The 19,064-nt window shown below is 55.9% G+C and carries 15 protein-coding genes; 9 read left to right on the top strand and 6 right to left on the bottom strand.

Translation table 11 applies throughout. The features are described 5' to 3' along the window. The first annotated feature begins 11 nt into the window (after positions 1-11). Positions 12-1,208, top strand: coding sequence for a multidrug effflux MFS transporter (locus C9I92_RS20260; protein WP_047887316.1), 1,197 nt, complete (start codon positions 12-14; stop codon positions 1,206-1,208). 243 nt (positions 1,209-1,451) lie between these two features. Here C9I92_RS20260 and C9I92_RS20255 read toward each other — a convergent pair whose 3' ends face one another. Beyond that, complete coding sequence (locus C9I92_RS20255) at positions 1,452-2,354, bottom strand: DMT family transporter (RefSeq protein WP_047887315.1); 903 nt, start codon at positions 2,352-2,354, stop codon at positions 1,452-1,454. Between the two features lie 235 nt (positions 2,355-2,589). Here C9I92_RS20255 and rmuC point away from each other — a divergent pair, with 235 nt between their 5' ends. From rmuC to tatC, 7 genes are all read left to right on the top strand, one after another. After that, a complete protein-coding gene (gene rmuC, locus C9I92_RS20250; RefSeq protein ID WP_084712687.1) occupies positions 2,590-4,140 on the top strand; it encodes a DNA recombination protein RmuC in 1,551 nt (516 codons plus the stop codon). Between the two features lie 131 nt (positions 4,141-4,271). Further along, positions 4,272-5,027 (top strand): bifunctional demethylmenaquinone methyltransferase/2-methoxy-6-polyprenyl-1,4-benzoquinol methylase UbiE, encoded by a 756-nt coding sequence (gene ubiE, locus C9I92_RS20245; RefSeq protein WP_047887314.1) that lies wholly within the window; start codon positions 4,272-4,274, stop codon positions 5,025-5,027. 7 nt (positions 5,028-5,034) lie between these two features. Next, entirely contained in the window at positions 5,035-5,646 is a 612-nt protein-coding gene (locus C9I92_RS20240) for a ubiquinone biosynthesis accessory factor UbiJ (RefSeq protein ID WP_047887313.1), read from the top strand. Further along, positions 5,646-7,280, top strand: a complete 1,635-nt coding sequence (gene ubiB, locus C9I92_RS20235; protein WP_047887335.1) for a ubiquinone biosynthesis regulatory protein kinase UbiB — start codon at positions 5,646-5,648, stop codon at positions 7,278-7,280. Before C9I92_RS20240 ends, ubiB begins: the two co-directional genes overlap by 1 nt. Positions 7,281-7,349: 69 nt before the next feature. Continuing rightward, positions 7,350-7,595, top strand: a complete 246-nt coding sequence (gene tatA / locus C9I92_RS20230; protein ID WP_047887312.1) for a Sec-independent protein translocase subunit TatA — start codon at positions 7,350-7,352, stop codon at positions 7,593-7,595. 3 nt (positions 7,596-7,598) lie between these two features. Further along, positions 7,599-7,940 (top strand): Sec-independent protein translocase protein TatB, encoded by a 342-nt coding sequence (gene tatB, locus C9I92_RS20225; RefSeq protein ID WP_047887311.1) that lies wholly within the window; start codon positions 7,599-7,601, stop codon positions 7,938-7,940. Positions 7,941-7,951: 11 nt separating this feature from the next. Further along, a complete protein-coding gene (tatC, locus tag C9I92_RS20220) occupies positions 7,952-8,698 on the top strand; it encodes a Sec-independent protein translocase subunit TatC (protein WP_047887310.1) in 747 nt (248 codons plus the stop codon). 156 nt (positions 8,699-8,854) lie between these two features. On the opposite strand, the gene C9I92_RS20215 is transcribed toward tatC, so the two are convergent. From C9I92_RS20215 to C9I92_RS20195, 5 genes are all read right to left on the bottom strand, one after another. After that, positions 8,855-10,588, bottom strand: a complete 1,734-nt coding sequence (locus tag C9I92_RS20215) for a hypothetical protein (protein WP_047887309.1) — start codon at positions 10,586-10,588, stop codon at positions 8,855-8,857. 258 nt (positions 10,589-10,846) lie between these two features. Continuing rightward, a complete protein-coding gene (locus tag C9I92_RS20210) occupies positions 10,847-12,211 on the bottom strand; it encodes a YjiH family protein (protein WP_047887308.1) in 1,365 nt (454 codons plus the stop codon). A 281-nt stretch (positions 12,212-12,492) separates the two neighbouring features. Further along, on the bottom strand, positions 12,493-14,169 hold the full coding sequence (locus C9I92_RS20205) for an alkaline phosphatase D family protein (protein ID WP_047887307.1): 1,677 nt from the start codon (positions 14,167-14,169) through the stop codon (positions 12,493-12,495). Positions 14,170-14,435: 266 nt separating this feature from the next. Further along, the gene (gene gorA / locus C9I92_RS20200) at positions 14,436-15,791 is read right to left on the bottom strand and encodes a glutathione-disulfide reductase (protein WP_047887306.1); all 1,356 of its coding nucleotides are present in this window, start codon (positions 15,789-15,791) and stop codon (positions 14,436-14,438) included. A 147-nt stretch (positions 15,792-15,938) separates the two neighbouring features. Further along, positions 15,939-16,778: a 23S rRNA (adenine(2030)-N(6))-methyltransferase RlmJ gene (locus tag C9I92_RS20195; RefSeq protein ID WP_047887305.1), complete on the bottom strand. Its 840-nt coding sequence runs from the start codon at positions 16,776-16,778 to the stop codon at positions 15,939-15,941. Positions 16,779-16,991: 213 nt separating this feature from the next. Here C9I92_RS20195 and prlC point away from each other — a divergent pair, with 213 nt between their 5' ends. Then, positions 16,992-19,034 carry an oligopeptidase A gene (prlC, locus tag C9I92_RS20190; protein ID WP_047887304.1) on the top strand — a complete coding sequence of 681 codons (2,043 nt, stop codon included), beginning with the start codon at positions 16,992-16,994 and terminating at the stop codon, positions 19,032-19,034. The last annotated feature ends 30 nt before the right edge of the window (positions 19,035-19,064 follow it).

Here is a 19,064-nt window from a genome sequence, read left to right as displayed (position 1 = left end):
AGGATAGCTACATGAATACGAATACTTCTGCCGATACCCGCTTGGTCGCCCTGATGGTGATCCTGGTATTGTTTAGCCCGTTAGCCATTGATATTTACTTACCGGCTCTGCCTGTGATGGCCGATAACTTTGCCGTTGATTCGGCACGGGTGCAGGATACTGTGACCTGGTTTATGTTCAGCCTTGGCCTGGGCCAGCTGTTGGCCGGCCCGCTGGCAGACCGCATCGGGCGCCGTCCGATCGCGCTGGGCGGGATCGCCATTTACGGCATGAGTGCCGGGCTGGCGTATGTGGCGCAGACACTGGATCTGCTGCTGGTGGCACGTCTGCTACAAGGCTTTGGTGCCTGTGCAACGTCGGTGGCGGCGTTTGCTGCTGTGCGTGACAGTTTCGGGCCGGAGAAAAGTGGCCGGATGATCAGCTACCTCAACGGCGCGATCTGTTTTATTCCGGCACTGGCACCGCTGCTGGGTACCTGGCTGACGCACCAGTTCGGCTGGCGCTCCAACTTCAGTTTCATGGCTGGTTTTGCCGTGGTGGCCGGGGCGCTGGTACTGACGTTGTTCCGCGAAACCCGTCCGGCCAATACCGATGTCTCAGGGGCGATGCTGAGCTGGTCGCGCTACCAGTCGGTGCTGCGTGAGCCGACCTTCCTGTACCACAGTACCATGTGCATGCTGGCGATGGCCGTGATTCTGGCCTACGTCACCTCGGCACCGGTCTGGCTGATGACTGAGCTGGGTGAAGATATGGGGCAGTTTACCCTGTGGTTCGGGGTGAATGCGGCGCTGAATATTCTCGCTTGTATGGTGGCACCGAAATATATCGACCGCTTCGGTTCGCGCCGGACCCTGAGCACCGGGCTGGCAATGCTGGTGATTGCCGGGATGGCGATGCTGATGCTAAGCCATATCCGTGAAGCCTGGGCGTTTATGGTGCCGATTTTCATGTCTTCGTTCGGCTTTGCCTTTGTGCTGGGCTCGGCGGCCGGTAAAGCACTGGCTCCGTTCGGCGACCGCGCCGGGACGGCGGCGGCATTACTGGGACTGTTTCAGATGAGCGGCGCCGGGGCCATGGTCAGCCTGACCCAGCGTCTGGATTTGTCACCACCGGATTTGATGGTGCTGCAGATGTTCCTGCTGGTACCGGGACTGCTGATTTTGTGGTCACGACTGGGTAAACGCTGGCATGCTCCTGCTGCCGCGTAAGCTGGTCTTACGCCGCAGCTGAATGATGATACCAAGCGTGAACACGTACTCTCGCACAATAATTAGACGCCATCCCTTTTAAGGCGCTCGGGTCTCGACAACCCTTACCTCTGTTGCCTGCCACTGTGTGGCAGGCTTTTTTTTTGCCGCGGTTACCGTACTACCGCCCGTGCCGTTGTGGCTTGGCCAGTGAGAGGGTGATGTGATGCCGGCGCAGGGATACCGAGAAAAAGAGTCGGGCGGTTAACTGGCGGGTTGCTCGGCTTTCTGTGTTTTGCCTTTCCATTGCTGACAGAGCAGGCCGATGATAATCATGACCAGACCCAGCAAGGTCGAGGAATGGATCTCTTCGCCGATGATCGTAGCCAGCAGCATCAGGGAAATAAATGGCGCGATGAAAATCAGGTTACTGATCCGTGCGGTGTTGCGGGTCATCTTCAGGGCATTGATCCACAGGACAAAGGTGATCCCCATTTCAAACAGCCCGACATAACTGACGGCGGCCCAGCCTTGCCAGGGGGCGGAAGGCCAACCCTGCAGGTACAGGCTGGCACCGACGGAAAACGGCAGGGAGATCAGAAAGCCCAGCAGTACACTGATCACCGGATCGGCCTGATTTTTCGTGTTGAGGATCCAGTACATGGCCCACAGCAGGGTCGAGACCAGCGCCAGCGCAACGCCGGTCGGATTGTCAAACTCCAGCGCCAGCACATCCCCTTTGGTGGCAATCACGACGACCCCGGCATAGCCGAGCAGACAGGCTACCCAATCCTGCTTGCGGATCTTGTGGCCGAGGAATACGGCCGCCATCAACGTCAGGGTAATGGCCCAGCTGTAGTTCAGGGGCTGGGCCAGCGAGGCTGGCAACAGGTCGTAGGCCTGAAACAGAATCAGGTAATAGGCGAGGGGGTTGATGAGCCCCAGCGCAAGGTAATACAGCGGGCGGGAGCGTAAGGTGCGCCCCACCAGATGCAACTTGTTCTGATACGCCGCAATTGCCGTCAGAGCCAGGACCGAGACCGTGCTCGCGGCGGCCAGCATTTGCAGCGGAGTGAAAGATTGCAGGGTGATTTTGAAGGCCGTCGCGACGGTCGACCAGAGCAGCACGGCCGTCAGACCGTACCCGAGTGCGTAACGTTCGTTCATTGTGTATCCGTATTCCAAATAGCCAGCCATGGCTGCGCCCGTTGCAGGGGCAGCGGAAGTCCTCAGTCTATTTCATTGCCGCGGGCGGGTCGATGACCGGAAGGGAGGAAGGTCTGGTTTTTCTGCCTGAATACCGGCTTAGCGGGGTTTTGCTGGACATTTATCCAGTGTCATCTTAGCCTTGTGGCAGTGATTTCAGGGGCCAGAGCCCCTTCAACCATCAGGAACAAGCAACATGATAAACGAGTGGTTGTCCGGCTATGGACTGGCCATGGTGGCAGGTGTGTCCGGCTCGGTGCTGGCCGGGGCGATCTCTGCCTGGGTCGTCCGCAATCGCTGGCAGCAGGAGCTGCAGCTCCTGCGTCAGCAGGCCGAATCAGAACTGCGGCTGGCCCAGCACCGGGAGCAGCAGCTCAGCGGCCAGGTAGCAGAACAAACCCGGGATCTGGACGAGATGGATCTCGAACGGGATCGCCTGACGAACGAGCTGCGCCAGATGCACGGCCGGCTGGCGGCGGCGCTGGAAAAAATGCGCTACTTTGAAGCCCTCAAGAACGAAAAACAGTATCTGGCGGAGCAGCTGGACAATGCCCGGATGGCCAACGCCGGGCTGGAAGCCGATCTGCGCGAGCAGGAAGCGCGCCATATGGAAGAGCATAAGGCCGCGGCGGAAAAAATTGCCCTGCTGGAAAATGCCGAAGAGCGGCTGCGGATTCAGTTCGAAAGTCTGGCCAACCGGGTGTTCGAGCAGAAAACCCAGCGCGTGGACGAGCAGAACCGGCTCAGCATGGAAAGCCTGCTGAGTCCGTTGCGCGAGCAGCTGGAAGGGTTTCGCAAGCAGGTCAACGACAACTTCAGTCAGGAAGCGCGGGAGCGCCATACCCTGGTGCATGAAATCAACAACCTCAAGCAGCTGAACGAGCAGATGGCGCGGGAAGCGGTGAACCTGACCCAGGCCCTGAAGGGCGATAACAAGGCCCAGGGCAACTGGGGTGAGGTGGTACTGGCACGGGTACTGACCGAGTCCGGCCTGCGTGAGGGTCACGAGTACCAGACACAGGTGAGCCTGGAAAGTGAATCCGGTAAGCGCTTTCAGCCGGATGTGGTGGTGCACCTGCCGCAGGATAAAGACGTGGTCATTGATGCCAAGATGTCGCTGGTGGCTTATGAACGCTACTATCACGCTGACACGGTGGCCGAACAGGAACTGGCGCTCAGCGAGCATGTGGCTTCGGTACGCAGTCATATCCGCGGCCTGAGCCGCAAGGATTACCATCAGCTGCACGGGGTGAAAACCCTGGATTACGTGCTGATGTTTGTCCCGGTGGAGCCGGCGTTCCAGGCCGCGGTGGCCGCGGATCCGAGCCTGATTCGGGACGCCATGGAGCAGAACATTATGCTGGTCAGCCCGACCACCTTGCTGGTGGCGCTGCGGACAATCAACAACCTGTGGCGCAACGAGCGTCAGAACCAGAATGCCAAGCAGATCGCCGAGCGTGCCAGCAAGCTGTATGACAAGCTGCGCCTGTTTGTGAATGACATGGAAGCGGTCGGCGCGTCGCTGGAAAAAGCCAGCCAGAGTTATCAGGGGGCGATGAGCAAGCTGGTGACCGGGCGGGGTAACGTGATTCGCCAGGCGGAAGGATTTCGCCAGCTTGGGGTGGAAGTTAAACGGGATATCTCACCGCTACTGGTTGAGCGTTCCCAGCTTGGTGCGGCTGATGACGAACCTACATTGGATGGGGTCGCCGTGCCGCCGCGCTCCCGTCTGACCGCAAATGAATGAGTCTAGTGCTTTGAGCAAACCTCCACCATCAAGTACACTAGGGCCTGTTTTTCTGAGAACGCCTGCTGCCGAAGCGGCCGTGAGATCAACAGGCTTTTGCGTTTCATACAAGTAACCATGACGGATTTAGCATGACGGACACCACACAAGAAACGACCCATTTTGGCTACCGGACTGTAGCCAAGGAAGATAAAGCAGAGCTGGTGGCTGAGGTATTCCACTCAGTCGCGGCGAAGTACGACATTATGAATGACCTGATGTCGATGGGCATCCACCGCGTCTGGAAGCGATTCACGATCGATTGCAGTGGTGTACGCCGTGGTCACAAAGTGCTGGATCTGGGCGGTGGTACCGGGGACCTGACGGCGAAGTTCTCCCGCATTGTGGGCGAAGACGGCCAGGTGATCCTGGCAGACATCAACAACTCGATGCTGAAAGTCGGCCGCAGTAAGCTGCGCGATATGGGCGTGGTGGGCAACGTCGGTTATGTGCAGGCTAACGCCGAGGAACTGCCGTTCCCGGATGATTTCTTCGACTGTATCACTATCAGCTTCTGTCTGCGTAACGTCACGGACAAGGACAAGGCGCTGCGTTCGATGTTCCGCGTGCTGAAGCCGGGCGGTCGCCTGCTGGTGCTGGAATTTTCCAAGCCGGTGTTTGAGCCGCTGTCGAAAATTTATGATGCGTACTCGTTCCACCTGCTGCCGAAAATGGGTGAGATGATTGCCAACGATGCCGAGAGCTACCGTTACCTGGCGGAATCTATCCGTATGCACCCGGATCAGGACACCCTGAAAGGGATGATGGAAGCCGCCGGCTTTGAACAAGCGACTTACCACAACCTGACAGGGGGCATTGTTGCCCTGCACCGTGGTTACAAATTCTGAGGTTCCCATGCCGTTAGATGCGTTGGTCACCGGAGCGATTGAAACCTCGCTCAATGCCCTGCTCAAAGATAATGACGAAAATCAGCGTCGCCTGACCCGCTTGCGCGGCAAAGTGATCGGTGTGACCGTCAACGAATTCGGCAAGCAGCTGTATTTTATCTTCAGCCAGCAAATTGATGTGCTGGCGGTGTTCGAAGGCGATGTTGATTGTCAGCTGGCCTTCAATCTGTCGGTGCTGCCGGAGCTGCGTCAGCAGGCAAACCTGACACAGCTGATCAAAGCCGACAAGCTGGCACTGGATGGCGACATTCAGCTGGCTCAGCAATTCTCTACATTACTCAGCGGGTTAAAACCGGATATTGAAGAAATATTATCGCAATATACCGGTGATATAGTGGCCCACACTTTGGTGAGCGGTATGAAACGTAGCGCTAATCTGGTCCGGCATGGACTGGCGCGTCGCCAGCGCGATCTCGCCGAAGTGATCACGGAAGAATGGCGACTGGCTCCCCAGGCTTTGGAAATTGCCCATTTTGCTGATCAGGTTGATGATCTGAAAACCGATGTGGCCCGCTGCGAGGCGCGCCTGAATCGTCTGTTGGAGCGTCAGCCGGCATGATGGGATTTTCTGAACTGAAACGGCTTTATCAGATCACCTCCGTACAGCTGCGCTACGGCCTCGATGAACTGCTGCCGGACGATCCCCGTCTCAAGCTGCCCAAAGCTGCGCGCCAATCCTTGTTCTGGATTAAAAACCAGCACCCGGAGAAACCGCTGGGTGAGCGACTGCGCCTTGCGCTGCAGTCACTGGGGCCTGTCTGGATTAAGTTTGGTCAGATGATGTCGACCCGACGTGATCTGTTCCCGCCGCATATCGCCGACCAACTGGCGTTGCTGCAGGATCAGGTGGCGCCGTTTGACGGCAGGCTGGCCAAGCAACAGATGGAAGCCGCTCTTGGCGGGCCGCTCGAAAACTGGTTCTTTGATTTCGATGAAACCCCGCTGGCCTCGGCCTCTATCGCCCAGGTCCATACGGCGCGGTTGAAGGAAAATGGCCGGGAAGTGGTACTGAAGGTGATCCGACCGGACATCCTGCCGGTGATTCAGGCGGATATTAAGCTGATGTACCGGATGGCCCGGATTCTGTCTCGCATCCTGCCGGAGGCGCGCCGCCTGCGGCCGGTCGAAGTGGTCCGCGAGTACGAGAAAACCTTGCTCGATGAGCTGAACCTGATGCGCGAAGCCGCGAACGGGATCCAGCTGCGACGCAACTTTGAAGACAGCGATATGCTGTACGTGCCGGAAGTCTTTACCGATCTGAGCCGCGAAAATCTGCTGGTCATGGAGCGGATTTACGGGATTCAGGTGTCGGATGTCAGTGCCCTGATTGCCAACGGCACCGACATGAAAGTGCTGTCGGAAAACGCGGTGACGATTTTCTTCACTCAGGTGTTCCGAGACAGCTTCTTCCATGCCGATATGCACCCGGGTAATATTTTTGTCTCGCGGGAAAATCCGGACAATCCGCAGTGGATTGCCCTCGATTGTGGCATTGTCGGCACCCTGAACCGGGATGACAAACGCTACCTGGCAGAAAACCTGCTGGCGTTTTTCAACCGGGATTACCGCAAGGTGGCGGAGCTGCATGTGGATTCCGGCTGGGTACCGCAAGATACCAATGTCGATGAGTTCGAATTTGCAATTCGCACGGTGTGTGAACCGATTTTTGAAAAACCGCTGGCGGAAATTTCGTTCGGTCACGTACTGTTGAACCTGTTCAACACCGCGCGCCGCTTCAATATGGAAGTGCAGCCGCAGTTGGTGTTGCTGCAGAAAACCCTGCTGTACGTGGAAGGGTTGGGGCGTCAGCTGTATCCGCAGCTTGATTTGTGGGATACCGCCAAGCCGTTCCTGGAAGACTGGATGTCGCGTCAGGTCGGGCCGCAGGCCGTGATCGAAGGGGTCAAAAACCGGGCGCCGTTCTGGGCGGAAAAGTTACCCGAATTGCCGGAATTACTTTACGACAGTTTGCGCCAGGGCAATGCTTTGAACCAGCGAATCGATAAACTCTATGATCACTTCATGGAAAGTCGACGCTATCAGAGCCAGGCAAGGTTCCATTTTGGCATTGGTGCAACTCTGGTTGTATGTTCTGCCATACTTTTTAGTAATCATGTTGAAACCTATCCGGCGGTCAGTGCTGTAATGGGCGTCACGTTTTGGTTACTGGGGTGGCGTGCTTGCCGTAAATAGACGGTAAAGTATGCGGCCATTAAAGAAAACGTTTGGTTATCAACCACAATAAGCTGAGGTAAAACAAGCATGGGTGGTATTAGTATCTGGCAACTGCTGATTATTGCACTGATCATTGTGCTTCTGTTCGGAACCAAAAAACTGCGTTCACTGGGTGGTGACCTGGGCTCAGCGGTGAAAGGGTTCAAGAAAGCGATTAGCGACGATGAATCTGTTGCCAAGAAAGACGCGGACGCTGACTTTGAACAGAAAAAACTGGCAGAGCAGCAAGGTGATCAGGCTCAGAAGAGCCAGAAAGACAAAGAGCAGGTTTAACGCGTGTTTGATATCGGGTTCTGGGAACTGATACTGATCTCCGTCGTGGGATTGGTTGTACTGGGGCCGGAACGCCTACCCGTCGCGATCCGTACGGTATCGCGCTGGGTTGGCGCTGCTCGTAATATGGCGAACTCGGTGAAGGATGAACTGTCACAGGAGCTCAAGCTCCAGGAACTGCAGGAAAACCTGAAAAAAGCTGAGCAGATGGGGATGAAAGATCTCTCGCCAGAGCTGAGGGACTCCGTCGAAGAGCTGAAGAAAGCCGCTTCTGACGTGCAGCGTCCCTACGCACCGAAAAACGAGGAGCAGCATTCGGCGACGACCTCTCAAAAGCAGGATTAATATACTTCACTATGTCTAGCGTTGACGAAACGCAGCCGTTATTCAGCCACCTTCTGGAGCTGCGTAACCGCCTGCTGCGTTCTATCCTGAGCGTTATTGTGGTGTTTCTTGGCCTGGTGTGGTTTGCCAACGATATCTATGCTTTCCTGTCGGCCCCGCTGGTAGAACGTCTGCCAGAGGGAGCCTCAATGATTGCAACGGATGTGGCATCCCCCTTCTTTACGCCAATTAAACTTACCCTGGTAACGTCAGTCTTTATTGCGGTACCGTTGATTCTGTACCAGGTCTGGGCGTTTGTGGCGCCGGGTCTGTACAAGCATGAGCGCCGCCTGATTATGCCGTTGCTGTTTTCCAGCTCGGTATTGTTTTACGCCGGTGTCGCGTTTGCGTATTTCGTTGTCTTCCCGTTGGTGTTTGGGTTTTTTACCAGTATCGCACCGGAAGGAGTACAGGTCGCGACCGATATCTCCAGCTACCTCGACTTTGTGCTGGCCCTGTTTATGGCGTTTGGCATCGCGTTTGAAATTCCGGTTGCCATCATATTGTTGTGCTGGACCGGGGCGACGGATCCGCAAAGCTTGCGCAGCAAGCGCCCGTACATCATTGTGGCGGCGTTTGTGGTGGGCATGTTGCTGACTCCGCCAGACATCATTTCGCAGACGCTGCTGGCCATCCCGATGTGCTTGCTGTTTGAAGTGGGTCTGTTCTTCTCGCGGTTTTACGTGAGAAGTGAAGATGAAGTGTCGTCTGAGGACTAACCGCGCAATTCGGGCTGAGCCTTTTCTGTGAGCATAAAAAAAACCGGCCTTAATGGCCGGTTTTTTTATTGATGGTCAGTGCGAAACGTCAGTGAAAAATAGCATACAGAGAATAGGCTAAAAACACCGCGCCGAACTGACCAAGCTGCATCAGACTTATTGCTTCTGCATGGCAACCATCGAGATGATGTCGCCTTTGCTATTTAAGGTGCTGCGGTACAGGACGCCCTGATCCCAGTTTTTACCAGCCGGTGCATATTCCCATCGGTTGATCTTCGTGTTCTGGCAGGTGTCGTTTTGTAACTCGTCATCGTCACACCAGCGGATCGTCGTGTTCAGCTGAGACAGGGTCGCCTTGCTGTCATTGTTGGCCCCGTTAGTCTTAAACCACCAGTAGTCCATTGCAGCCAGCTCGTCATAGGTGGCGAATTCGTCAAGCGTTTCTGTTTCGCATTTCCCAACGAACTCTTCACCTTTCACGGTGACACCTTTATCGTCGAAGGTAAACGTTGAGATCACTTTATCGACACAACCCGGGCGGCTGGCAACGGCTTTCCAGGTGCCGCGGAAGTCGACGTAACGCTCGGCATCCGCATTGTCTACCAGGTAGGCAAAGCTGACGGCGGTTTCTTTACGGCCTTTGTGCTCGCCGCTTAGTACTTCTTCGTTGCTGACAACGGTGTAGACACCTGTCACCGCATTGTAGCTGGTGTACATGGTCTCTTTCTGAATATCCGAGCCGTCCTGCTCATCGCTGTCATCGAACTGGGTGATTTCGAAACCTGTCATGGCTGACTCAGTACAGTTCTTGTCGGCCAGGCAAGTGAACAGTCGACCGTGTTTTTTCAGCTCATCCCAGCTGAAGGTTTCATCGGCCAGTGTGGTTTCAGACGGATCCTGCAGCGAATAGCTGAATGCTGAGCCTAGCTGGAACTGGCTGTTCATTTCAACTGGCTTACCGTTACAGGTTGCGTAACCTGCTTCGCTGTCATCTTCGCTGACAAAAACACTGTTGATGCCTTCGGCATCCAGGCAGCTCAGGTAGGCCTGGGCATAGCTATCGCTCAGCGTTGAATCATTGGCGCCTTTCAATACCGTTAGGTGTTGTTCGTCAAGACGCAGCGTCATGGCGCTCAGCCCTTGAGTGGCTTTGAACAGTTCGTCGCCCAGCAGTTGGTCAGCGTGGACGTACAGACGCTCTTGAACGTTGGCATTTTTAGCTGCCAGGGTAACGTCAATCGTGCGTAGGTACTTACCAGAGCCTTTCTGCCAGTCAGCCAGAGTAGTGGTGCTGCCCAGTTCAATATCTTTCAGAGAAGCCTGCAGGTGAGCCAGTGCAGCTGATTCATCGACCCACTGGGTGATTTCCAGTGATTCCTTCAGCGGTTGTGCGGAATCCATGTCGCCCAGGTCAACTTGCTTCAGAGCGGTGAGGGTGGCCTCTGAAGGCGCTTTAATGCTCTCTGGCAGGGTGATGGCACCGTCCTCGGCGTTATCCATGCTTTGCAGCATACGCGCCAGGTTCAGGGCTTTCTGGTAGTTACCGCCAGTTACTTCAAACGGAGAAACGACAGCACGGGCTGAAACGCTGCCCAGACGCAGGCCGTTTTCGCCGCCAAGGTAGAATGTGACGGTATCGCCTTCAGTCAGGGAGAAGGTACCGTCAGCATCGGTCAAACCCCGTTTGCCGCTTGGTTGCGCGACGTAGTACAGGCCTTCAACCGGCGCATCAATGAATTTCCCTTGCGTTAAAGGTTGTTCAGTCTGGCCGGAATTACCATTATTGCCGCCATTTTCAGTGCTTGAGTTACTCGATGAACCACCGCCACAGCCTGAAAGTGTGAGGGCTGCAACCAGAGAGGCGGTCAGCATGGAGTACTTGAATTGCATACTTTGTTCCTTGTAATGCTATGAGTTAAAAGACTTATTAGTTATTTTTTATGTGCCGGCGTGCCACCGACGGGGGGAAGTTATAAGGTTTGTTGAGAGTATTATCAATCTTTAAATGCATAAAGTGGCTTATCACTATGATGCGTGTAACACTTTGCACCTAAAAGCAGAATGGTGTTGGTGGATGAGGGGCGGATATCAAACACAAAAAAAGCCAGCACCGGGGTGCTGGCTTGAGAATGCTGCGGGGAACCGCGGTTAGAAAATCAGGTGTGCTACCAGTGCGATCACTGGCAGAGTCACCAGGGTGCGCAGGATGAAGATCATGAACAGTTCCCACGGCTTCACCGGGATTTTACTGCCGATCAGCAGGGCACCGATTTCTGACATGTAAATCAGCTGAGTAACCGACATGGCGGCAATCACAAAGCGGGTCAGGTCGCTCTCAATGCCTGACGCCAGGATGGACGGCAGGAACATATCAGCAAAACCCACCACGATGGTTTCAGAGGCTGCTGCCGCTTCCGGGATTTGCAGCAGTTCTAGGAACGGAATGAACGGCTTGCCCAGAATGCTGAATACCGGCGTGTTTTCTGCAATGATCAGCGCGGTTGTCCCGATCGCCATGACTACCGGCAGAACCCCAAAAATCATGTCTACGGCGTTTTTCGCCCCTTCGGCCAACACGCTGCGCATGCTGGTGACCTGGCTGGCTTTCTCCAGTGCCTGCTCCAGACCATAACCAATGATGGTTTTCCCTTCCGGCACGGCTTCAATGTCTTCTTTCAGTGTTTCACCGTCGATGTAACGGTCTTTCTTCCAGGACAGCGGCGGCAGGCGCGGGACGATCACTGCAGCAACAAAACCTGCCAGACAAACGGTCAGGTAGAAAGGTACGAACATGTGCTCAAGGTTAACCTGAGCAATGACCACCAGACTGAAAGTGATGGAAACCGCGGTAAAGGTGGTGCCGATCACGGCTGCTTCACGCTCGGTATAAATTTTGCTTTCGTACTGCTTGCTGGTCATCAGGACACCGACACTGCCGTCGCCCAGCCAGGAAGCAAAACAGTTCACCGCAGAACGGCCCGGCAGGTTAAACAGCGGACGCATGATGCGGGTCAGCAGCGTGCCGGCAAATTCCAGCAGACCAAAGTTCAGCAGCAGCGGCAGCAGCAGCCCGGCAAACAGAAATACTGAGAACAGGACCGGCAGCAGATCGTTCAGTACCAGACCGCCGGTATTGGCGTGATGGATCATTTCCGGACCCACACCGAAGTAGGTCATCAGGACGAAGATCGCCCCCAGTTGCTGCACGGCGAACCATGGCAGGCTCGGATTGAACAGGGCGCTGAGGAAGCTGTTTTCCACTACGGCTTTAGGTTTCAGCAGCTTGGTGGCTACTGTCGCCACAGCAGTAAGAGTGATAACAAAAGTGACGATAGTGGTCAGCATTCCCTCGAACAGGGCCTGTACCGATTTGGCCAGTACGGCGATCGGGATCGTCAGGGTGTCCTGGTAGTTAATCGGTGCCATGAAGAGAAAGACACCCAGTAGAGACGGCAGAAGGAACATCGTCCAGGTAGCCTTCTTGACCGGTTGTGTTATGACTTGATCCTGCATCTTTGACCTTTAAGTAATTGTTTTCTGTAAAAAGCAATTAAGTGCTTCAGTGTCATTGGAATAAGTATTCACTGATTATCCATAATCAGAAGTTCGAAGATTACAGTTTTTTGCTAAAAAATGAAATACTTTACGGTATTTTTTGTGTTTTTATTCATATTATATCGAGGGGTAGGGAATATTTAGTGAAGTGTGTTGTTGCGAGGTGATCAGCTAAGTGCCCGAAAACACTGGCTCTAACGGCCATAGAGCCAGTGGTGTTAAAGAATAAATACTCAATGTTAAGAGATAGTTAACGCATTTTTGGTCGTTGCGTGGTGGGTCGTCACGCTGTAGGTTTTTGCCTTAATATCCGAAAGGAAATGCCAGGTGGTGTTAATTGCGTCGTGACGGATGTCCAGGCGCATGAAGCCGCGCTGCTTCAGGTTGGTCCATTGCAGAGCCGTCACCAGGTTCGGCAACATGAGCTCCATCTGGTTAATGACGGCATCGTCCAGCCCGAGGTAGGTTTCCATCCCCGGCGAGCTGACCGAGTGCGTGGCAAACTCTACCCCGACCGTGTCACCGCTGTGGTTTTTCAGCTCGCTGCACCAGGCGTTATGGGTGTCACCCGCCAGGCAGACAAGCTGCTTGCCCAGCTGCTGCGCCACACTGTAGAGCCATTCCCGTTCCATATAGAAGCCGTCCCATGCATCGAGGTTGTAAGGCAGCAACAGGGGATCGGACGCCGGATCCGTCAGGTAAGCCTGAATGGCCTGATTGAGCGCCTGCATCGCCGCCGGTTTGCTATCTGCCGGAGCCTGATACATGGCCAGCAGGGCCGTCATCACGGTGCTCGGCAGCTCCATTTTCGCCATCAGGATCTGCTGACCAAGCAGGCTCCATTTGCCACTGTGACTGGCCATCTGGTTTAGCAGCCACTGTTTCTGGTCAGTGCCCAGCAACTGACGATCGGCCGCTCTGGCCTGCATCAGCAACCCGGTGATGGCGTCCGGGGTGAACGATTCAAGGGCAAAGTAATCCAACGGCTGATCGCGGGCAACCACGCGGGTATCGAGCATGTAGAGATCCAGCAGGTCACCGAAGCGGAAGTCACGGTAGATAATCACGCTGGAGGCCGGGTTTTCGCGCACCGGCATCCATTCGAGCCAGGCAGCGGCAGCGGCTGCGCGGCGTTCAGCAAACACGCCTTCGTCCAGCTGGTGGTTTTCGGCACCGTCGCGCCAGGTATCGTTGGCAATCTCATGATCGTCCCAGACCGCAATCATCGGCAGCGCAGCATGCATGGCCTGCAGATCCGGATCGCTGCGGTATTGGGCGTAGCGAGCGCGGTAGTCATTCATGGTCAGGCATTCCGTGCCGCCGCTCGGCAGCCGTCCCAGGGCTTCGGCATCTTCGGTTGCATAGCCACCGGTACCGTATTCGTAGATGTAATCGCCGAGGTGGAGCACGGCATCCAGAGGGGCTTGCTGGTGCTGGTTCAGGATTTCGCGGTAGGCGTGGAAGTACCCGGCCGGGTAGTTGGCGCAGGAGACGACCGCCAGTGCTGCTTGCTCCAGGTGTCCGGTGGCCAGGGTTTTGGTCTCACCGACCGGGCTGACGGTATCCTGGCTGCGGAACCGGTAGAAGTAGTGGGTCGCCGGGGCGAGCTGGTCAGCATCGATCTTGACCGTGAAGTCGCGTGACATGTCGGTGAGGGTTTCTCCGGCGCGGATAATCTGGCTGAACCCACGGTCGGTGGCCACTTCCCACTGTACGGTCAGTTGGCGGGCATCGGTGGTTAAGCGGGTCCAGAGAATCACCGCTTCTGCGGTCGGGTCGCCACTGGCAACGCCGTGGTTGAAGGCGATGGAGGCGGTGCGGCCATCGGGAGTGTCATCGCTGCCACAACCGATCAGGGTTGTGGCCACCGCTCCGGACGACAGAGTTTTGATAAAGCCTCGGCGCGACAAAGACATAGCATTTCCTTTTACTGAATGTTCGGGCTGATAAAAATGGAGTAATTATTCTGGTCAAACCAGTGCGGGGAGACTCACACGCCGAGATGACACTTTCGTGTCAGGCGGGTGATCATTCGTTGACGCGGGAGAAGATGGTAGGGAAACGGGCAAGTGGCACAATGCCGTCGGCCACCCCCTGACCCAACACAGAAAGGCCTGGTAAAAAAAGGCCAGCCTGAGTGGCTGGCCTGAAAGCTTAGCGGTGATTGTGTGCAATCACGCGGTTAGCGCATAGTAACAAACTCTTCGGAGCCGGTCGGGTGGATAGCCACGACGCTGTCGAAGTCGGCTTTGGTTGCGCCCATTTTCATTGCCACGCCGAAGCCCTGAATCATCTCGTCTACGGTGTAGCCGATACCGTGCAGGCCAACGACTTTCTCGTCAGCGCCCGCGCACACCAGTTTCATTTTGCATGGCTGGCGGTTGGTGGTCACTGCGGTGTACATCGCTGTGAAGGTCGAGGTGTACACCTTCACGTTGTCTTCGCCGTATTGCGCGATGGCTTCTGGCTCGGTCAGGCCGATAGTGCCGATTGGCGGGTGGCTGAAGACGACGGTCGGCACCAGCTTGTAATCCATCTTCGCGTCAGGCTTGTTGTTGAACAGGCGCTCAGACAGCTGGCGGCCCGCTTTCACGGCGACCGGCGTCAGTTCGATGCCGCCTTCCATGATGTCGCCGACACAGTAGATGCCGTCAACGTTGGTGCGCTGGTACTCATCAACCTTGATGTAGCCGCGTTCGTTGGTGGCGACACCGGTCGCTGCCAGGTTAATCGCATCGGTCGCCGGGTGACGGCCAATCGCCCAGATCAGCAGATCGGTGTTATGGGACTCGCCGTTTTCAAAATGCAGGGTCAGGCTGCCGTCGGCTTCCTTTACCACTTCTTTCGGTACGGAATGGGTGTGCAGCGTCGGGCCTTCTTTGTCCATCACTTCCACCAGGGTGTCGATGATCATCGGGTCAAAGCTGCGCAGCGGCGATTCTTTACGGACGAACAGGTGGGTGTCGGTGCCCAGTGCGTGCAGTACGCCGGCAATTTCAACCGCGATGTAACCGGCGCCGATCACGGCGGTACGTTTTGGCTGGGCGTCCAGCTCGAAGAAACCGTTGGAGTCGATACCGTACTCGGCACCTGGAATGTTCGGAATGGTCGGACGGCCGCCCACGGCGATCAGGATGTGATCTGCGGTGTAGTGTTCGCCGTTCACTTCGATGGTTTTGCTGTCGACGAACGTGGCGAAGCCGTTGATCACTTCAATCTGGTTTTTGCCCAGCACGTTGTCGTAGGCGGTGTGGATACGGCCGATGTAAGCTTCGCGGCTTTCTACCAGTTTGCTCCAGTCGAAGTTTTTCACGTCGACGTCAAAGCCGTAGTCTTTTGCGTACAGGTGCATGGCTTCGGCAATTTGGGCACCGTGCCACATTACTTTTTTCGGCACACAGCCGACGTTAACACAGGTACCACCGAGGGCTTTGGCTTCAACCAGTGCGACTTTGGCACCATACATTGCTGCACGGTTTGCTGAGGCAATACCGCCGCTGCCGCCGCCGATACAAATGTAATCAAAATGCTTTGCCATGACTTTCTCCGCTAGGACTTTACGATTTATTAGCTCGACAGTGTAATAAAGAAAGCAGGGAGATACGAGAGGCGGGAAGGGAGAATGTCGGGACGGAACTGGCAAGACACATGGCCGCCCGGTGACAGGCAGCCATGGAGGAAGGTATTACTCTGGGACAATCCAGTCCACTTTGTAGAAGCCGTGCGTCGGGGCAATGGCCTCCTGCAGCCACGGCAGGATCGCTTGCATCTGTGATTCCAGCTTCCACGGCGGGTTAATCACGATCATTCCGGAGGCAGTCATGCCGCGCTCGTCGGTATCCGGCTCTACTCCCAGCTCGATTTGCAGGATTTTGCGGATGCCGAGATTTTCCAGCCCTTGGAGCATCTTGTCGATGTTCTCGCGGTACACCACCGGATACCAGATCGCGTACGTACCGGTTGCCCAGCGCTTGTAGCTCTCCTGAATCGCTTTCACCACGTCCATGTACTCGTGCTTGAGCTCATAGGGTGGATCGATCAGCACCACGCCACGACGCTCTTTCGGCGGCAGGCTAGCCTTCAGGCGGGCAAACGCATCTTCTTTGTAGATACGGACCTGGCGATCGCCGCGGAATTCCTGCAGTAGCAGCGGGAAGTCGCTCGGGTGCAGCTCGGTCAGCACCATGCGGTCCTGCTCACGCAGCTGAGCGCGGGCCACTTTCGGCGAGCCCGGGTAGTAGCGCAAGGTGTCGCCGTCGTTCAGGGCTTTGATCGCGTCGATGTAGCTGGCGATGTCGGCCGGGATGTCGTCACGCTGCCAGATGCGGGCAATGCCTTGCTTGTATTCGCCGGTTTTCTCGCTGCGCTCGTCCTGCAGATCGTAACGGCCCACGCCAGAGTGGGTATCGTGGTAAACGAACGGCTTATCCTTTTGCTTCAGGGCATCCAGGATCAGGCTTTGAACAATGTGTTTCACCACATCAGCGTGGTTGCCGGCGTGGAAACTGTGGCGGTAGCTCAGCATGGCTGGGATCTCGACAGAAAAAAGTGATGAATAAGGCCCGTATTATGGCGATTTGCCAGCGAATAGCCAGTATCCGCCGCAGACTTTCACGGCTGTGATGTTAAATTCAGGTTAAAATGATAGAATTGGTCGGATGACTGACGTGACCAAGGGATTGAATTTACACGTCGGAAGACGCATCTATTACAGGACAATCGATTGAAGGAAATGCGTATGTCTAACCCATTACTTACGATGACGGATTTGCCTCCGTTTTCACTCATTAAACCTGAACATGTTAAACCGGCCGTTGAGCAGGCGATTGCCGACTGCCGGGCGGCAGTGGAAACCGTGCTGGCAAACGACGCAGCCCCGAGCTGGGACATCATTTGTGCGCCGCTGGCGGAGTCTGATGACCGTCTGAGCCGTATCTGGTCGCCAATCGGCCACCTCAATGGGGTACAGAACAGTAATGAACTGCGTGAGGCATATGAAAGCTGTCTGCCGCTGCTGTCTGACTACAGCACTTGGCTGGGCCAACACAAAGGGTTGTATGAAGCCTATAAGGCCATCAAAGCAGACGAGAGCTTTGACAGCCTGAGCCCGGCGCAGCAGAAATCAATCACCGACGCGCTGCGTGAGTTTGAACTGTCCGGTATCGGCCTGCCGGCCAAAGAGCAGCACCGTTTCGGCGAGATCAGCAAACGTCTGTCTGAGCTGGCTTCGACCTTCAGCAACAATGTGCTGGATGCCACCATGGGCTGGAGCAAGCTGATCACCGATGAGGCCGAGCTGGCCGGATTGCCGGAATCGGCACTGCAGGCTGCCCAGGCGGCTGCCCAAGCCAAAGAGCAAGACGGCTACCTGTTCACCCTCGACATTCCGTCTTACCTGCCGGTGATGACCTACTGCGAAAACCGTGCCCTGCGTCAGGAAATGTACGAGGTGTTTGTGACCCGTGCGTCTGATCGCGGCCCGAATGCCGGTAAGTGGGACAACAGCGAAATCATTGCGGAGAAGCTGAAGCTGAGCCATGAAATCGCGCGTCTGCTGGGCTTTAACACGTACAGCGAAAAATCGCTGGCGACCAAAATGGCGGAAACCACTGAGCAGGTGCTGGGCTTCCTGAACGATCTGGCGAGCCGTGCCAAGCCGCAGGGCGAGCGCGAAGTGGCAGAGCTGCGCGAGTTTGCCAAGACCGAGTTCGGGGCTGACGAGCTTGAGCCGTGGGACTTTGGTTTCTACGCAGAAAAACTGAAGCAGCACCGCTACAGCATTTCTGATGAGCAACTGCGCCCGTACTTCCCGGAGCACAAAGTGGTGTCAGGTCTGTTTGAAGTCCTTAAGCGTGTGTTCGGGATGGACGTCAAAGAGCGTGAAGGTGTGGATACCTGGCACGAGTCGGTCAAGTTTTACGACATCTTTGACAGTAAGGGTGATCTGCGCGGCAGCTTCTACCTGGATCTGTATGCCCGTGAAAACAAACGCGGCGGCGCCTGGATGGATGAATGTATTGTCCGTCGTACCCGCGCTGACGGCAGCCTGCAGCATCCGGTCGCTTACCTGACCTGTAACTTCAACAAACCGGTCGGCGGCAAGCCGGCGCTGTTTACCCACGATGAAGTGGTGACTCTGTTCCACGAAACCGGTCACGGCATCCACCACATGCTGACACAGGTTGATGTCCCGGCAGTCTCCGGCATCAACGGGGTGCCATGGGATGCGGTAGAGCTGCCAAGCCAGTTCCTGGAAAACTGGTGCTGGGAAGAAGAGGCACTGGCCTTCATTTCCGGTCACTACGAAACCGGCGAGCCGCTGCCAAAAGAAATGCTGGAAAAAATGCTGGCAGCCAAGAACTTCCAGTCGGCGATGGGCCTGCTACGTCAGTTGGAATTCGGCCTGTTCGATTTCACGCTGTACACGGAGTACGACCCGGAAATCGGCGCCAAAGTGCAGGACACCCTACACAGCATCAAATCGCGTGTGTCGGTGGTGCCGAGTCCGGAATGGGGCCGTTTCCCGCACAGCTTCAGCCATATCTTCGCCGGGGGCTACAGTGCCGGTTACTACAGCTACCTGTGGGCCGAAGTGCTGTCTGCCGATGCGTACTCGCGCTTTGAGGAGGAAGGTATTTTCAACGCCGACACCGGTGCCAGCTTCCTGGATTGCATTCTGGAGCGTGGCGGCAGTGAAGAGCCGATGGCGTTGTTCAAGCGTTTCCGTGGCCGCGAGCCGCAGATTGATGCGCTGCTGCGTCATTCCGGCATCACCGGGTAAGTACGGGTTGGCCTGGCCATGATCACTTGG

The organism is Photobacterium ganghwense (assembly GCF_003025595.1).
In the GTDB taxonomy this organism is placed as follows: Bacteria; Pseudomonadota; Gammaproteobacteria; order Enterobacterales; family Vibrionaceae; genus Photobacterium; species Photobacterium ganghwense.
The sequence above is the reverse complement of the archived record's forward strand: the minus strand, read 5'-3'. Positions and strand labels throughout refer to the sequence as shown.

Bases quoted from the DNA above. Each gene is read 5' to 3' on its own strand.
- C9I92_RS20260 (WP_047887316.1), top strand. From the start codon at position 12: ATGAATACGAATACTTCTGCCGATACCCGCTTGGTCGCCCTGATGGTG.
- C9I92_RS20255 (WP_047887315.1), bottom strand. From the start codon at position 2,354: ATGAACGAACGTTACGCACTCGGGTACGGTCTGACGGCCGTGCTGCTC.
- rmuC (WP_084712687.1), top strand. From the start codon at position 2,590: ATGATAAACGAGTGGTTGTCCGGCTATGGACTGGCCATGGTGGCAGGT.
- ubiE (WP_047887314.1), top strand. From the start codon at position 4,272: ATGACGGACACCACACAAGAAACGACCCATTTTGGCTACCGGACTGTA.
- C9I92_RS20240 (WP_047887313.1), top strand. From the start codon at position 5,035: ATGCCGTTAGATGCGTTGGTCACCGGAGCGATTGAAACCTCGCTCAAT.
- ubiB (WP_047887335.1), top strand. From the start codon at position 5,646: ATGGGATTTTCTGAACTGAAACGGCTTTATCAGATCACCTCCGTACAG.
- tatA (WP_047887312.1), top strand. From the start codon at position 7,350: ATGGGTGGTATTAGTATCTGGCAACTGCTGATTATTGCACTGATCATT.
- tatC (WP_047887310.1), top strand. From the start codon at position 7,952: ATGTCTAGCGTTGACGAAACGCAGCCGTTATTCAGCCACCTTCTGGAG.
- C9I92_RS20215 (WP_047887309.1), bottom strand. From the start codon at position 10,588: ATGCAATTCAAGTACTCCATGCTGACCGCCTCTCTGGTTGCAGCCCTC.
- C9I92_RS20210 (WP_047887308.1), bottom strand. From the start codon at position 12,211: ATGCAGGATCAAGTCATAACACAACCGGTCAAGAAGGCTACCTGGACG.
- C9I92_RS20205 (WP_047887307.1), bottom strand. From the start codon at position 14,169: ATGTCTTTGTCGCGCCGAGGCTTTATCAAAACTCTGTCGTCCGGAGCG.
- gorA (WP_047887306.1), bottom strand. From the start codon at position 15,791: ATGGCAAAGCATTTTGATTACATTTGTATCGGCGGCGGCAGCGGCGGT.
- C9I92_RS20195 (WP_047887305.1), bottom strand. From the start codon at position 16,778: ATGCTGAGCTACCGCCACAGTTTCCACGCCGGCAACCACGCTGATGTG.
- prlC (WP_047887304.1), top strand. From the start codon at position 16,992: ATGTCTAACCCATTACTTACGATGACGGATTTGCCTCCGTTTTCACTC.